The 12,775-nt window shown below is 73.3% G+C and carries 13 protein-coding genes and 1 pseudogene; 7 read left to right on the top strand and 7 right to left on the bottom strand.

The window, feature by feature from the left end; translation table 11 throughout:
• Window positions 1–79 precede the first annotated feature (79 nt).
• Window positions 80–454, bottom strand: a complete 375-nt coding sequence (locus IE265_RS16065) for a hypothetical protein (RefSeq protein WP_229916215.1) — start codon at window positions 452–454, stop codon at window positions 80–82.
• Between the two features lie 58 nt (window positions 455–512).
• On the opposite strand from IE265_RS16065, the pseudogene IE265_RS39300 reads away from it, so the two are divergent.
• Window positions 513–1,046 (top strand): annotated as a pseudogene (locus tag IE265_RS39300) (DUF5959 family protein); the annotation flags it as partial.
• 201 nt (window positions 1,047–1,247) lie between these two features.
• On the opposite strand, the gene IE265_RS16060 reads toward IE265_RS39300, so the two are convergent.
• A complete protein-coding gene (locus IE265_RS16060; RefSeq protein ID WP_190036249.1) occupies window positions 1,248–1,964 on the bottom strand; it encodes a TetR/AcrR family transcriptional regulator in 717 nt (238 codons plus the stop codon).
• Between the two features lie 182 nt (window positions 1,965–2,146).
• Here IE265_RS16060 and IE265_RS16055 point away from each other — a divergent pair, with 182 nt between their 5' ends.
• The 3 genes from IE265_RS16055 (at window position 2,147) to IE265_RS16045 (ending at window position 4,402) form a co-directional block, all read left to right on the top strand.
• Window positions 2,147–3,367 carry a saccharopine dehydrogenase family protein gene (locus tag IE265_RS16055; protein WP_190036248.1) on the top strand — a complete coding sequence of 407 codons (1,221 nt, stop codon included), beginning with the start codon at window positions 2,147–2,149 and terminating at the stop codon, window positions 3,365–3,367.
• 155 nt (window positions 3,368–3,522) lie between these two features.
• On the top strand, window positions 3,523–3,924 hold the full coding sequence (locus IE265_RS16050) for an ATP-binding protein (RefSeq protein WP_190036247.1): 402 nt from the start codon (window positions 3,523–3,525) through the stop codon (window positions 3,922–3,924).
• Between the two features lie 88 nt (window positions 3,925–4,012).
• Window positions 4,013–4,402, top strand: a complete 390-nt coding sequence (locus IE265_RS16045) for a DUF3662 domain-containing protein (RefSeq protein WP_190036246.1) — start codon at window positions 4,013–4,015, stop codon at window positions 4,400–4,402.
• 251 nt (window positions 4,403–4,653) lie between these two features.
• On the opposite strand, the gene IE265_RS16040 is transcribed toward IE265_RS16045, so the two are convergent.
• The 3 genes from IE265_RS16040 to IE265_RS16030 form a co-directional block, all read right to left on the bottom strand.
• Entirely contained in the window at window positions 4,654–5,328 is a 675-nt protein-coding gene (locus tag IE265_RS16040; protein ID WP_190036245.1) for a sigma-70 family RNA polymerase sigma factor, read from the bottom strand.
• 135 nt (window positions 5,329–5,463) lie between these two features.
• The gene (locus IE265_RS16035; protein ID WP_190036244.1) at window positions 5,464–6,207 is read right to left on the bottom strand and encodes a hypothetical protein; all 744 of its coding nucleotides are present in this window, start codon (window positions 6,205–6,207) and stop codon (window positions 5,464–5,466) included.
• A 287-nt stretch (window positions 6,208–6,494) separates the two neighbouring features.
• The gene (locus tag IE265_RS16030; RefSeq protein ID WP_190036243.1) at window positions 6,495–7,256 is read right to left on the bottom strand and encodes a GntR family transcriptional regulator; all 762 of its coding nucleotides are present in this window, start codon (window positions 7,254–7,256) and stop codon (window positions 6,495–6,497) included.
• 156 nt (window positions 7,257–7,412) lie between these two features.
• Between IE265_RS16030 and deoC the strand changes: the two genes are divergently transcribed.
• Together deoC and IE265_RS16020 are read left to right on the top strand one after the other, a co-directional pair.
• A complete protein-coding gene (gene deoC, locus IE265_RS16025; RefSeq protein ID WP_190036242.1) occupies window positions 7,413–8,171 on the top strand; it encodes a deoxyribose-phosphate aldolase in 759 nt (252 codons plus the stop codon).
• 163 nt (window positions 8,172–8,334) lie between these two features.
• The gene (locus tag IE265_RS16020) at window positions 8,335–8,757 is read left to right on the top strand and encodes a DUF6924 domain-containing protein (RefSeq protein ID WP_190036241.1); all 423 of its coding nucleotides are present in this window, start codon (window positions 8,335–8,337) and stop codon (window positions 8,755–8,757) included.
• Window positions 8,758–8,993: 236 nt separating this feature from the next.
• Here IE265_RS16020 and IE265_RS16015 read toward each other — a convergent pair whose 3' ends face one another.
• A complete protein-coding gene (locus IE265_RS16015; protein ID WP_190036240.1) occupies window positions 8,994–9,716 on the bottom strand; it encodes a TetR/AcrR family transcriptional regulator in 723 nt (240 codons plus the stop codon).
• A gap of 152 nt (window positions 9,717–9,868) precedes the next feature.
• On the opposite strand from IE265_RS16015, the gene IE265_RS16010 reads away from it, so the two are divergent.
• Complete coding sequence (locus IE265_RS16010) at window positions 9,869–10,900, top strand: medium chain dehydrogenase/reductase family protein (RefSeq protein WP_190036239.1); 1,032 nt, start codon at window positions 9,869–9,871, stop codon at window positions 10,898–10,900.
• On the opposite strand, the gene IE265_RS16005 is transcribed toward IE265_RS16010, so the two are convergent.
• Window positions 10,890–12,521: a PH domain-containing protein gene (locus tag IE265_RS16005; protein ID WP_190036238.1), complete on the bottom strand. Its 1,632-nt coding sequence runs from the start codon at window positions 12,519–12,521 to the stop codon at window positions 10,890–10,892. The genes IE265_RS16010 and IE265_RS16005 overlap by 11 nt on opposite strands.
• Between the last annotated feature and the right edge of the window lie 254 nt (window positions 12,522–12,775).

The following is a 12,775-nucleotide window of genomic DNA, read 5'->3' as shown; positions in this document are numbered from 1 at the left end:
CTTCGACACGGGCCGGGCCGGACCTCCGTCGTGGAGGTCCGGCCCGGTTGTACGTGGTGCCGCGCCCGTGGCCCCGGGGCTACGCCTGGAGCGTGATCGAGTTGATCGGCGTCAGGTCCTTGGTGATGCCCCACTGGGCCGGCAAGTAGCCTTCACAGCCAGTGCCGTTGTAGCCCGTGCAGGTGCGCATGGTCGCGCCGCCCGTCTGGTTGTTCTCGATGCGGTGCAAGCCGTGCATGTCGGTGAGGTTGTAGGTGCCGTACTCAAAGTAGAAGTGCGACGGGGTGTCGTTGTTCCAGCCCGCGTTCTCGGGATAGATGCAGACGTATCCATCGGGACAGCCGTGGTACGTGGCGGCGTGCGCGCCCGTCGAGCCGATGGTGGTCAGGACTCCGAACGCGAGCGAGAGTGCTGCCGCGGCCTGGGCGATTCTGCGCATGTGAGGTCCCCTCATGGTTCGTTGCCTTCGCCACGCAACGTAGCCGGGTTCCAGTGGACAAGGTCCCTGACATATGTCAGGGTCAGGCGCCACGATCCGTCGTCGCCCGCTGCAAGAACCCCTGCCGGAACGTCGAACGAGGCCCGCTCGCGACTCGTGCATGATGACCCGGAACGCAGCGGGTTCGGGAGGGTGCGTGGATGAGGCCGAGGGGGTCGACCTGATCTGCCTGATTGACCCGGACAGCAGCGTCCGGCTACGCATTCTGGGGCGGAACAGGCCCGGGGACACTCCGTACAACGACTACCTTGACGCCGAACTCGTCGTCGCAAGCGCCTTCGCCTGCGGGCGCCTTGAGTTGCGCTTGTCACCCGAGGCCATGGACGATTGGTCAACGGCCCTGGACGAGCTGTCTGGCGGGAAGGGCATCCGCTGGCCGGTCATGGGCGAGACCGAGATCCGGATCGCGATCGACAGGCAGTTCTCGATGCCCCGCCCCATCGTCACCGTGGACGACAGTGCCGAGTCCGGCGTCTCGGTCCGCGCCGTCCTGGATCCGGGAGACGGTTGGGTCGACTGCCTGCGCGAGCAGCTCGGCCGAGTCCGGCAGACATGGCCGAACCAGGTCCTCACGACACCGCGGTCAAGAAACTACTGGCAATGGATTCAGGCGTCGCCGGCAGATGAGTGCGCAGCCGCGGGTGAGGAAGGCTTCGCGGATGCCGTCGCGTACCTCCCAGCGGATGCGTGGCCGCCTGGCGCTGCCGATGCGCAGGGCGGCGGCGACCGCACCACGGCGGGGCTCGGCTCACTCCCGCGCGGCGGTCACCGCGGCCAGTTGTGCCGCCGCGCTCTCCAGCAGCATGTCGAGGGCCGTCGGATACGCGGTGGCGACCATGCGGGCCGCCAGCAGCGGGGCCGCCTCGGCGATGCGCGGGTGCGTGGCGCGGGGCAGGCGCGCGTACGTGGAGTGCCAGATCTCCTCGTCCGCCGTGAGGCTCTCCCGCGGCAGGGCCATCGACGCGGCGTCGAGGGCGGCGAAGGCGAGCGTCTGGTCGATGAAGGCGTGGTAGATCCGCACCGTGTCTGCGAGCGGGAAGCCGGCCGTCCGCAGGATGTCCAGAACGGCCTCGTCCGCGGCCAGTTCGTTGGCCCGGCCCGTGACACGGCTCGCGGTCAGGACGGCCGCCTGCGGATGGTCCACGTACACGGCGTGGATGCGCAGGCCGAGCGTCCGCAGGTCCGTCCGCCACTCCCCCGTCGCCCGCCAGCCGTGCAGCGCCTGGCCGATCAGCGCGTCGCCGATGGCGAGGGTCAGCTCGTCCATCCCCCGGAAGTACCGGTACAGGGTGCTCGGGTCGGCGTCCAGCGCCAGGCCCAGGCGGCGGGCCGTGAGCCCGGCGCTGCCGTGTTCCCTGAGCATGCGCAGCGCGGTCTCGACGATGAGCGGCTCGGACAGCACGGTGCCACTCTTGGTGGGACGGCGCCGCCGCCGGTTCGCCTCGGGAACCACCTGTTTCGGCACGGCCCGCCTCCCGGTCCAGGGGTCGTGGTTCTTATGCCAACGCCATTGACCTTACGCGACCCGGCGGCGTTGGATCCCGTGGCAGAGGCGTCGGGCCGTGCGGGACGCCGCGACCGTGGAGGGCACGGGAGCGGTGTGGTGCGCGGAGAACGCGAGAGCGCGAGGAACAGGGAGTTTCCGTCATGCGTGTACTGCTTGTGGGAGCCGGCGGTGTGGGTACCGCGATCACCCGGATCGCCGCCCGGCGCGGCTTCTTCGACCGGATGGTGGTGGCCGACTACGACCGGTCGCGGGCCGAGTCCGCGGTGTCGGCTCTCGGCCCGGAGGAGGACAGGTTCCACGCGGAGCGCGTCGACGCGTCCGACGAGGACGCGGTGGCGGCCCTGCTCGCCCGGCACGAGTGCGACGTCCTGCTGAACGCCACCGACCCCCGGTTCGTCATGCCCCTCTTCCGGGCGGCACGCGCCGCCGGCGCCACCTACCTCGACATGGCGATGTCCTTGTCGCGCCCGCACGCGGAGCAGCCGTACGAGCTGCCCGGGGTCAAGCTCGGCGACGAGCAGTTCGAGCAGGCCGCCGCGTGGGAGGAGGCCGGTGCGCTGGCGCTCGTCGGCATGGGCGTGGAGCCGGGCCTGTCCGACGTCTTCGCCCGGTACGCGGCCGACGAGCTTTTCGACGAGATCGACGAGATCGGGATCCGCGACGGGGCGAACCTCACGGTCGACGGCTACGACTTCGCGCCCTCCTTCAGCATCTGGACCACGATCGAGGAATGCCTCAACCCGCCGGTCGTCTACGAGTCCGACCGCGGCTGGTTCACGACGGCTCCGTTCAGCGAGCCCGAGGTGTTCGACTTCCCGGAGGGCATCGGCCCGGTCGAATGCGTGAACGTGGAGCACGAGGAGGTGCTCCTCGTGCCGCGCTGGGTCGACGCCCGCCGCGTGACCTTCAAGTACGGCCTGGGCGAGGAGTTCATCTCCACGCTGCGCACGTTGCACCTGCTGGGCCTCGACCGCACCGAACCGGTGACCGTGCCGAGCGCCGCGGGGCCGGTCCAGGTGTCGCCCCGCGACGTCGTTGCGGCCTGCCTCCCCGATCCGGCGACGCTCGGCGACCGCATGCACGGCAAGACCTGTGCGGGCACGTGGGTGCGCGGCACGAAGGACGGCGCGCCGCGCGAGGTGTACCTGTACCACGTGGTCGACAACCAGTGGTCGATGAAGGAGTACGGCTCCCAGGCCGTGGTGTGGCAGACCGCGATCAACCCTGTCGTCGCCCTCGAACTGGTGGCCACCGGGGCCTGGACCGGCTCGGGCGTCCTGGGCCCCGAGGCGTTCCCCGCCCGCCCCTTCCTCGACCTCCTGACCTCGTACGGATCACCGTGGGGCATGCGCGAGCAGTAGCCGGACCGCTGTCCGAGCACCCCTGGGCATCGCCGCGCGGGGGTGCTCGTCCCTGCCGCCCCCTCTCTCCGCCGACCCCGTGTCGGCCCGGTGGGCCATCCACCGGAACCACGGCTACGGATTATGCGTGGAAGGTATAAAGGGGATGTTCAGCAATGAAAGAGACATACATCCGTTCCGTTCTTCCCTCCGACTGCGGTACGAGCACCGTCCGCAGTGATCTCCGCAGGCAACTGGTCGCCTGGGGCAGGAGCGAACTCGCCGACGACGCCGCTCTCGTCATCGGCGAACTCCTCTCCAACGCCATGCGCCACGGCAAACCACCCGTACGGGTCGTCGTCGCGTGCCGGCGTCCACCCGATGAGCAGAGCCTGCGGGTCGAGGTCACGGACTCCGGGCACACATTCGACGTGGCCCTGGTCCGCGCCCGCTGGCGGCACCCGTCCTTCACGGCGGACATCGGCGGCCGCGGACTGTTCCTTGTCGACGCCCTCTGCCACGGCTGGGGCGACCAGCCGGCCGGTGAGGGCCACACCGTGTGGGCCGATCTCTCCTGAGCCGCGCGGCGGCGGCGCGGACGCGCCCCGCGGGCGGGCCACCCGGATGGCCGCGTGTGTTCCGGGCGCCGCCGGGCAGCGGAGCGGGATGCGATGCCTCGTCGACCTGGAAGGCGCCATGGAGCGCTGGTCCGACTCCCTGTGGGGAAAGCTGGTCCCACGCGGGAGGAAGCAGGCCGCCGTGGTGGCGATACTCCGCCGGGAGTGCGACAGCCGCGCCCTGGTCCTCGACCGCCGGCGGGCGCTCGTACCCAACACCTTCGTGATCGAACTCCCTCCGGAGATCCGTCGCAGGCTGACGGACGACAGCGCGCTCCTCGCGGAGCACCTGGCACGGCAAGTGCGGCGGCACGCCGCCGAGCAGGGCTACACCTTCGCCGGGCCGGTGGCGGTCCGGATGGCGTCCACCGATGAGCCGGGCATCGGCCGCTTCCGGATCCGCAGCCGCATCGTCCGCGCGGAGCGGCTTCGCGGATGAGCACCCCGGGCCCCGAGCGCGCCGCACCCCCGCCTCCGCACCGGGTCACCCGGCCCTCCACCCCGTGGCCGCCCCGGCCATCCGGCCCCTCCACCGCGCGGCGGTGACCGCGAGGGCCGGTGACCACAGACGGCGCACACCCGCTCCGGGGGCCGGTGACCACAGACGGCGCACGCCCGCCCCAGGGGGCCGACCTCCACGTGGTGCGTACGCCGGCCCCCGGGGCGGCCCGAAGACCCCGCTCCCCCGGGTCAGGCGGCCAGGGCCGCCGGAGCCCCCAGGGCGGCGGGAACCGTGAGCGGTCGTCCGTCCGGTTCCGCCGGCTCCCGTCCGGGCCGGGATTCCTCCGCCTCGACGAGCAGTCCCACGAGGGTCGCCCTGGCCCGGGCGACGCGCGAGCGGACCGTCCCCACCGGGCAGCCGCTCACCGCGGCCGCCTCCGCGTACGGGAGCCCGAGCATCTGGGTGAGGGTGAAGGCCTCGCGGCGGTCGTCCGGCAGCGCCGCCAGCAGGTCCAGGAGGGCGATGCCGTCGTCGAAGCCGGGCAGACCGTGCGGCTGCGCCCGTTCGACCACCGGCCGCCAGTCCTCGACGTCGGACAGCCTGGGCCGGGCGGCGGCGTGGCGCCAACTGTCGACCACCACGCGGCGGGCGATGGACAGGAGCCAGGCCCGGGCGGAGCCCCGGCCCTCGAATCGGTGCAGGCTGCCGAGCGCGCGCAGGAACGTGTCCTGCGCCAGGTCGTCCACGGCGTGCGGATCGGCGCCGAGGTGTGCGACGTAGCGCAGTACGTCGCGGTACAGGGCACGGACGAAGAGTTCGACGGCGTCGGGGTCGCCGCCCCGGGCGGCGAGGGCCCAGGCCGTCGTCAGTTCGTCGGCCGAGGTCGTGTTCTCGCGCGAGGCGGGCAGGACAGGAGTGGTCACCTGGTGTCCTTCTCGGGTCGTCCGGGACCGGCACGCAGCGGGGCGGGCCGGTTCCGGTGAAGGGGGAGACGGTCGTACGCGCGTACGACCGAGACCCGAGGCGCACAGGGGCCGCCTCGGGTTCACGGGCTGTCGTCAGGCGACAGCGGTCCCCACGGGAGGTCCTCGCGACGTGATGGCGAGGACGATGAGAAGTCGACGGGGTGCCCGCTCCGAACGGGGGCGGACGCACAGGCGCGGACGGTGCGGCGGCGTCGGCAGCGCGGCCAGGAGTCGCAGCGGGGCGGCGAGCCGACCGGCGACGGCCCGCAGGATGCGGAAGGCCGCCCGCTCCCCGTGAGCGAGCCACAGTCCGCAGAGCAGAGCGGCCAGCAGGTGGGCGGCGAGCATGCCGAACGACGAGGTGTCGGGCGTGGAATGACCCAGGTGGTGCGTATGCGCGAGGTCCATGGACTCCAGGGACACGTGGTCCAAGGCCATGTGGTCCAGAGACATGGACCCCGTCGGCATGGTGTCCATGGACCCCATGTCGTGTGCCATGGGGTCCCTCCGCGGCAGCCCGCCCGCCCCGGAGCCCGTGCCACCGGCCGCCGCTCCTCCCGGTGCCGGGGCAGCCCCGGGCAGCGCCGACTGGGCCAGGGAGAACGCCTCGTGAAGGACCGTCTGCGCGACGACCACGACGGTCACGACGACGGCGAGTCCCCGCTCGCGGCCGGCCAGGGCCCAGCCCGCGGCCGCCGTCGCGACACCGCCGCCGGCCATCGCCCACCACGGCACCGGGACGCCCGACATGAGCACGTGGCCCAGGGCCGCGAGCAGCACGCAGACGGCCGCGAACACCGCGGCCCGCACCGTACGCACACCCCACCCGGCTGTCATGACGGCCCTCATCCTCGCATCCGTGATCCGGTCGTCAGGAGTGGGTACGGAAATCGGCGGGGGAATCGCCAACGGCGCGACCGTGACCCGGAACACGGGAACACACCCGGAGCACACGGCAGTTCGGGACGGCTGCCGCGCAGGTCAGCTCCCTCACAGCGCGCCGCCGGTGCGGTTGCCCGCCCGATCCGCGTACGGCGCCGGGTCGACCGGCGCGGATGAGGACGCAACTGCCGCTGGAGTCCGCCGCGTTCGCTCGGCCTCCCGTGGAACGAGCGGTCCCCGGGCTACGGCACGCGCGGTGCGGCTTCGTCGGCGTCCGCCGTGGGGGCCGGAGCGCTGACGGTGAAGTCGACCCTGAGGGTGTAGCGGCTGGCGACGTACGAGGTGACCGTGTGCTCCAGCGGATCGCCGTGCTGGTCCGCGATCGACCGGGTCTCGACGAGCATGGGGGTCGTGGCGGCGACACCGAGTTCACCGGCGTCGGCGTCGGCGGTGCGCGCGCTCAGCAGGGACGAGCCCAGCGTCGGGCTGAAGCCGAGACGACGCAGCGCGGCGTGCAGGGAGCCCGTCTCCAGATCCGTGTCGAGGAGGGCGCCGAGGGATGCCGGGAACGTCGCGCGTTCGACGGCGAGCGGCACGTCGTCGCTGAGGCGGACGCGGGTGATGGCGACGACGTCCGCCGACCGCGAGGGAGCGTGCGGGTGGAGGGCGGCGGCCTCCTCGGGCGAGGCCGCGCGTACGACGGCCTCCAGCACGCGGGACCCCGGCGTCCTGCCCGAGGCGAGCACCTCGTCGTGGAAGCTGAGCAGGGTGCCGACCGGGCGGGCCGACGCGGCCTTGCGCACGAAGGTCCCCCGGCCGGGCACGCGGTCCAGGCGGCCGTCGCGTTCCAGACCGGCCAGTGCGGCCCGGACGGTCATCCGGGCCACGCCGAACTCCCGCGCGAGCTGCGTCTCGGAGGGGAACGGGTCACCGTCGGCCGCCGCGTCCAGACGTGCCCGCAGTTGCCTCTCGATGCGCTCGTACAGCGGGCGGGACGGGGTCATGGGCGGCGGTTCCTCCTGGTGGGCGGTGCGTATCGGTGGCGTTCGACTTCGCCACCCCATCAGTCTAGGCTGTCTAGACAGCTCGCCGCGGGAGGAACGGGGCGCGCCCGCCCCCTGTGCCCCCGTGCCGCGGTCACCCCGACGAAAGGAAGCCTCATGTCCGTCTCCTCGCTGGAGGTCACGCGCTGGGAGGGCCCCCTGCCGTCGGTCGACGCGGTCGCGAAGATGATCGACCACTCCCTGCTGCGCCCCGAGCTGACCGCAGCCGAGGTGGCGGCGGGCCTGGCGACCGCCGCGGAGTACCGCACGGCGTCGGTCTGCGTTCGCCCCTCGGACGTCGCGCTGGCCGCCGCGGAACTGGCCGGCACGGGAGTCGCGGTCGGCTCGGTCGTCGGGTTCCCCCACGGGTCGGCGACCACGGCGGTCAAGGTCTTCGAGACCCGCGAACTGGTCTCGCTGGGCGCCGAGGAGATCGACATGGTGATCGGCATAGGCCGACTGCGCGACGGGGACGCGGAGTTCACCCGGCGGGAGATCGCCGCCGTGGTCGAGGCCGCCGCCGGGCGCCCGGTCAAGGTGATCTTCGAGAACGCGTACCTGACGGACCGGGAGAAGACGGCCGGCTGCCTCGCGGGCGAGGCGGCGGGGGCCGCCTTCGTCAAGACGAGCACCGGTTTCGCCGGCGGCGGCGCCACACGGGCCGACATCGCGCTCATGCGGAGCACCGTGTCGTCCTCGGTCGGCGTCAAGGCCGCCGGAGGCGTGCGGACCCTCGACGCCCTCCTGGACCTGCACCAGCTGGGTGCCACGCGCTTCGGGGCGACGGCCACGGCGGCGATCCTGGACGACCTCGCGCACCGATTGTCCGGCGGCTCCGCCCCGCTCCCCATTCCCGGGGACACGGCGGGGTACTAGGGACTCCCCCGACTCGGGGCCGCGACTCGGGCGCGCCGCCGCGACGCCCGCACGGCGCGGCGGCGCGTCACAGGGCGCGAAGGCCCGCGGAGGTGTTCGGTGACGCCCGGCCGATGCCCTGGGCCGTGCGCCGGACGGCGGCCCCGGATGGGAGGATCGGCTCATGCCCCTGCCTCAACCCGATGACCTGACGTCGCTGGTCCTGCGTACCGATTTCGGTGACGACGATGCCTGGGACGCGGTTCGAGCCGCACTCGACGAAGCCGGCGACCACTCCCTCGCCACGTACGCCAGCGAGCCTCGCTTCGCCGGCGTGGAGGTCCGGGTGCTGCTGGACGAGGAGGCCGCCGCGGACGAGGACCACCGGGTCATCCACCTGTTCCTGGCTGACGCGACCACGATGAAGGACCCGGCCCGCCCGCTGCTGGCCGTGGACCTCTGGGACGAACCCGGGCGCACGTTCAGGGTTCCGGCCCGGTGGTTCCCCGATGTGTCGGCCAACCTCAGCATCGCGAACATGGACTTCGCGGAGTTCGCGGACTCCGTGGACGGGTCCGGGACCTATCGCGGCTTCGACGAGGACTGACACCGGGCTGTTCCGGTGCCGTACGCGCCCGCGTGCCGGGCGTTGCGGTTCCGCGGCGGAGGGCGGAGGGTCGTCCACCGACAGCTCCCCGGCGTCCGCGGCGACCCGCTCGACCAGCCGGTTCCGTACGCCGCGGCGGCGCCCGTCCACTGCCGGGCGGAGCGGCGCACAGGACGCCCCTCCGGTGCGGACGGGCGCGGTCGACGCGGGACGATCCGGACCGGCGCCGCGCACCCTCAGCCCTCGGAAGTCCGGTCGGGTCCGGTGCTTCCCCGCCCCAGGATTTCGTCCACCTCGGAGGCGTAGAGCAGTGCCGGGTCGAGGCCCATCCCGTTGAAGTGGCCCGCGAGTTCCAGGGACAGCACCCCGTGCAGCCGGGTCCAGAAGGCGAGCGCCCGCCGCAGTACCGCCGCCGGGGCCGGATGGCCGCCCGCCCAGCGCCGGTGCTCCTGGAGGTGGGCGTCCAGGGCCGTCCCCGTACCGGGCACGGGCCGTGCGGTCCAGGCGTCGAGCAGGACCGCCATGATCTCCGTCGCGATGACGGTGACGTCGTCGGGTGCGCGGTAGCCGGGTACGGGCGTGCCGTACACCAGGAAGTACCGGTGCGGGTCCTGGAGCGCCCACTCGCGCAGGGCGTGCGCGAGTGCGGTGGGGTCCGGCTCCTGCCCGGCGGTGCGCACGAACGTGTCGGCCAGGCTGCGGTAGGCGTCCCGGACGAGTTCGGTGATGAGTTCGTCGCGACTGGAGAAGTACCGGTAGAGCGCGGGCCCGCTCATCCCCATCTGCCTCGCGATGGCGTTCAGGGACAGCGCGGACGCTCCCGCCGCGGCGATCTGCTCCCGGGCGTGCTCCTTGACCTCGGCCCGTACCTGGAGGCGGTAGCGCTCGCGCGGCGTCCTGGCGCTCCGCGAGGACGCCTCTCCGTCGCCCCGTGAGGACGCCTCTTCGCTCTCCTCCATCGTCCGGCCCGCCCTTCGTACGCCGATTCCACTACATCGTGAAGATTTAGTTAGACGCTATCACGCAGCCTGTTGACACCCTTCGCGCCAACCAGTTACAACTTATAACGAACACGAGAGCAGCTCACCAACGTTACGCAGCGGAGGCCGTCATGAACGCCGAAGAACTCGTAGAGGTCGTCCTGCCGGGCACGGTGGAGCCCGAAGGGCTCCGGATCCGGACCGGAGTCGTGCCGGCCCCCGGCCCCGGACAGGTCCTGATCCGCATGGAGGCGACCGGCGTCTCCTTCGCCGAGCAGCAGATGCGCCGGGGCCGCTACTACGACCAGCCGCCGTTCCCCTTCGTCCCCGGCTACGACCTGGTGGGCACCGTGGCGGCGACGGGCGAGGGCGTCGATCCGGGCCTGGCCGGCACCCGGGTGGCGGCACTGGTCAAGGTCGGCGGCTGGGCCAGCCACGTGCTCGTCGACGCGGCCGACGCCGTGGAGGTGCCCGACGGGGTGGGTCCCGAGGAGGCGGAGACCGTGGTCGTCAACGGCATCACGGCCTGGCAGATGCTCCACCGCAGGGCCCGGGTGCGTGCCGGACAGACCGTCGTCGTGCACGGGGCCAACGGCGGTGTCGGCTCCGTCCTGGTCCAGCTCGCCCGGGCCGCCGGCGCGACGGTCGTCGGCACCGCCTCCCCGCGGCACCACGAGGCCCTGCGGTCCCAGGGCGTCCTCCCGGTCGACTACCGCGACGGTGACGTCGCCGCCCGCATCCGCGAACTCGCGCCACGGGGCGCGGACGCCGTCTTCGACCACGTCGGCGGCCGGGGCCTGGTCGACCCCTGGCGCCTCCTCGCGCCCGGCGGCACCCTGGTCTCCTACGGCAGCGCCTCCACCAGGGACGACGAGGGCTCCAAGCAGTGGCCCGTACTCAAACTGCTCGGCCGGGTCTGGCTCTGGAACGCGCTGCCCAACGGCCGCCACGCGTACTTCTTCAACATCTGGGCCGGCCGGTCGCTCGCCAGGAACCGCTTCCGCGCCCGCCTGCGCGCCGACCTCACCCAGGTCCTCTCGGCCGTGAAGCGCGGCGAGATCACTCCCCGTGTCGCGGCCAGCCTCCCCCTCACCGACGTCGCCGCGGCACTGCGGCTCGCGGAATCGGGGACGGTCGCCGGCAAGGTCGTCCTCACCCCGTAGGGCCGTGCGCGGCCCGCGGGGCCGGGCTCTCCGGCAGCCGCGCCCCCGAAGCCCCGGCCGCCTGCGCCTCCGACGTGTCAGCCGCCTGCGCCCCGCCGGTCGACGCTCCCGCGGTACCCAGCGCTCCGACGATGCGGGCCAGGTCGCCCGGCTCCGCGGCGAGGCGGACCGGCCTGCCCCCGTCGTCGAACTCGGCGACGTGCCAGCTTCCGGACACGGTGTCGCCGTCACCGCCCCGCACCCGCCGCAGCCCCGTGAGCGCGAACCGCTCCGCCGGTATCCGCCGGGCCGCGAACCGGCCGGGCCCCGGATGCGGGACCACCGACGGCGGCCCGTCACCGAGGACGACATGCGTACCGAAGCCGTACGGGTTGTAGTCCGTGTACTCCAGGAAGCGGGCCGCGAGGAACACGTCCGTACCCCCGTCGGCCGTCCCGCCGTCCGCAGCGACCTCTCCCGGTGGAAGCACACGCGTACGGCGCCAGGCCCAGGCGAACAGCGCGAGCGTGCCCGCGGAGCCGGCGGCCGCCCAGGTGACGGCCGCGGGGGAGGTGAGCAGGGTCGTGGGGTGGAGACGGCACAGCGGCAGCAGCCACAGGCCGGTACCTGCGAGTGCCACGGCGAAGGGGAGGGCCGAGGGAAGGACCTCGTCACGAGGCAGCCGGCGCCCCCGCACACCCAGCAGCACGCGCGCGCCCGGGTACCCCGCGCCGAGCGCGAGCACCGCCGCGATCACGGCCAGCTCACCCGCGGCCGGTACGTGCTCGCGCCACACGTGGCGCTCCCCCACCACCTCCCGTACCTCGCCGTGCCAGAAGGTCAGTTCGACCCTGTCCCCCGGCACGAAGCGCTGGGCCGCCTCACGGGAGACCGCGACCCTCTCCAGCGGCCGGCCGTCGGCCAGGTACAACCAGCTCTGCCGCTTGGTGCGGGCGGCCACCGTCCGGGAGACCACGGCGGGTTCGTGGGTGAGGCAGTCGTCACGGCGCTCCTGGGGTGCCGTCACCCGGCACGGGGCGGCGGCCTTCCACGCCTGTTCGCCCGCCTCGGCGGCGGGCACGAACCACGCGGCCACGCCGGCGCCGGCGAGCAGCAGCGCGCACAGGCCGAGCGACCCGGCCCGGCCCCGCCCGGCGGCACGCGCCGAGACCACCGGGACGTGGTCGGAATCCGGCGACCCGTGGCGGCGGTGCAGGGCGCGCAGCACACCCACCCGCTCGTCGAAGTCCGAGTGGTCCGGGGCCCAACCCCGTGGCAGGGGCAGCAGCCGTGCGCGGCCTTCGCGCGGTACGAGCCCGATCCTGAACTGCGGCCCGTAGGAACTGCTCGCGTACCGCAGGCACACCTGGAGGTCGGCGATGTCGCGCCACGGGACGCTCCGGCGGCGCAGCAGTGTCCGGGTGTGCACGCCGTACTCGTCGGCCACCAGCCGCAGCGCGGCCGTGTGGAGCGACACGGCGCCCACCACCGCCGACAACAGGCCGCCGCACACCCACAGGTCGAGGGTCCCGGACAGGCCGCGGACCACGGCCGCCACCGTCCCCGCCACGCCGAGGGCGCCCAGGTACTGGAGGGCACGGCCCCGCGGCGGACGGCAGATCAGTTCCCGGGCCTCGCTCATGCGTGAACTCTGCCACCCCTCGGACCGGCCGCGCGTGTGGGACGTCCGGCAGGATCGCACCCTCCGGCACTGCCGGTACGCCACGAACGGGCCGCGCGCACACGCGAATTGGGCGGATCGCGGGGAGCGACCGGGCCCGACGCACGGACCGGGTCGAACCAGGCGGACCGGTCGCACCGGTCCTGAGGATGTGAACCCCGGCCCTGCGGCGGCAATCCGCGCACGAGGGCGGCCCACGGAAACGCCGGAGCGCC

The sequence above is a fragment of the Streptomyces fructofermentans genome (assembly GCF_014651055.1).
GTDB classification, from domain to species: Bacteria; Actinomycetota; Actinomycetes; order Streptomycetales; family Streptomycetaceae; genus Streptomyces; species Streptomyces fructofermentans.
Note: the sequence above shows the minus strand (reverse complement) of the source record. Positions and strands in the feature narration are given on the sequence as shown.

Coding starts and splice junctions, on each gene's coding strand:
- IE265_RS16065 (WP_229916215.1), bottom strand. CDS start 454: ATGAGGGGACCTCACATGCGCAGAATCGCCCAGGCCGCGGCAGCACTC.
- IE265_RS16055 (WP_190036248.1), top strand. CDS start 2,147: ATGCGTGTACTGCTTGTGGGAGCCGGCGGTGTGGGTACCGCGATCACC.
- IE265_RS16050 (WP_190036247.1), top strand. CDS start 3,523: ATGAAAGAGACATACATCCGTTCCGTTCTTCCCTCCGACTGCGGTACG.
- IE265_RS16045 (WP_190036246.1), top strand. CDS start 4,013: ATGCGATGCCTCGTCGACCTGGAAGGCGCCATGGAGCGCTGGTCCGAC.
- IE265_RS16035 (WP_190036244.1), bottom strand. CDS start 6,207: ATGACAGCCGGGTGGGGTGTGCGTACGGTGCGGGCCGCGGTGTTCGCG.
- IE265_RS16030 (WP_190036243.1), bottom strand. CDS start 7,256: ATGACCCCGTCCCGCCCGCTGTACGAGCGCATCGAGAGGCAACTGCGG.
- deoC (WP_190036242.1), top strand. CDS start 7,413: ATGTCCGTCTCCTCGCTGGAGGTCACGCGCTGGGAGGGCCCCCTGCCG.
- IE265_RS16020 (WP_190036241.1), top strand. CDS start 8,335: ATGCCCCTGCCTCAACCCGATGACCTGACGTCGCTGGTCCTGCGTACC.
- IE265_RS16015 (WP_190036240.1), bottom strand. CDS start 9,716: ATGGAGGAGAGCGAAGAGGCGTCCTCACGGGGCGACGGAGAGGCGTCC.
- IE265_RS16010 (WP_190036239.1), top strand. CDS start 9,869: ATGAACGCCGAAGAACTCGTAGAGGTCGTCCTGCCGGGCACGGTGGAG.
- IE265_RS16005 (WP_190036238.1), bottom strand. CDS start 12,521: ATGAGCGAGGCCCGGGAACTGATCTGCCGTCCGCCGCGGGGCCGTGCC.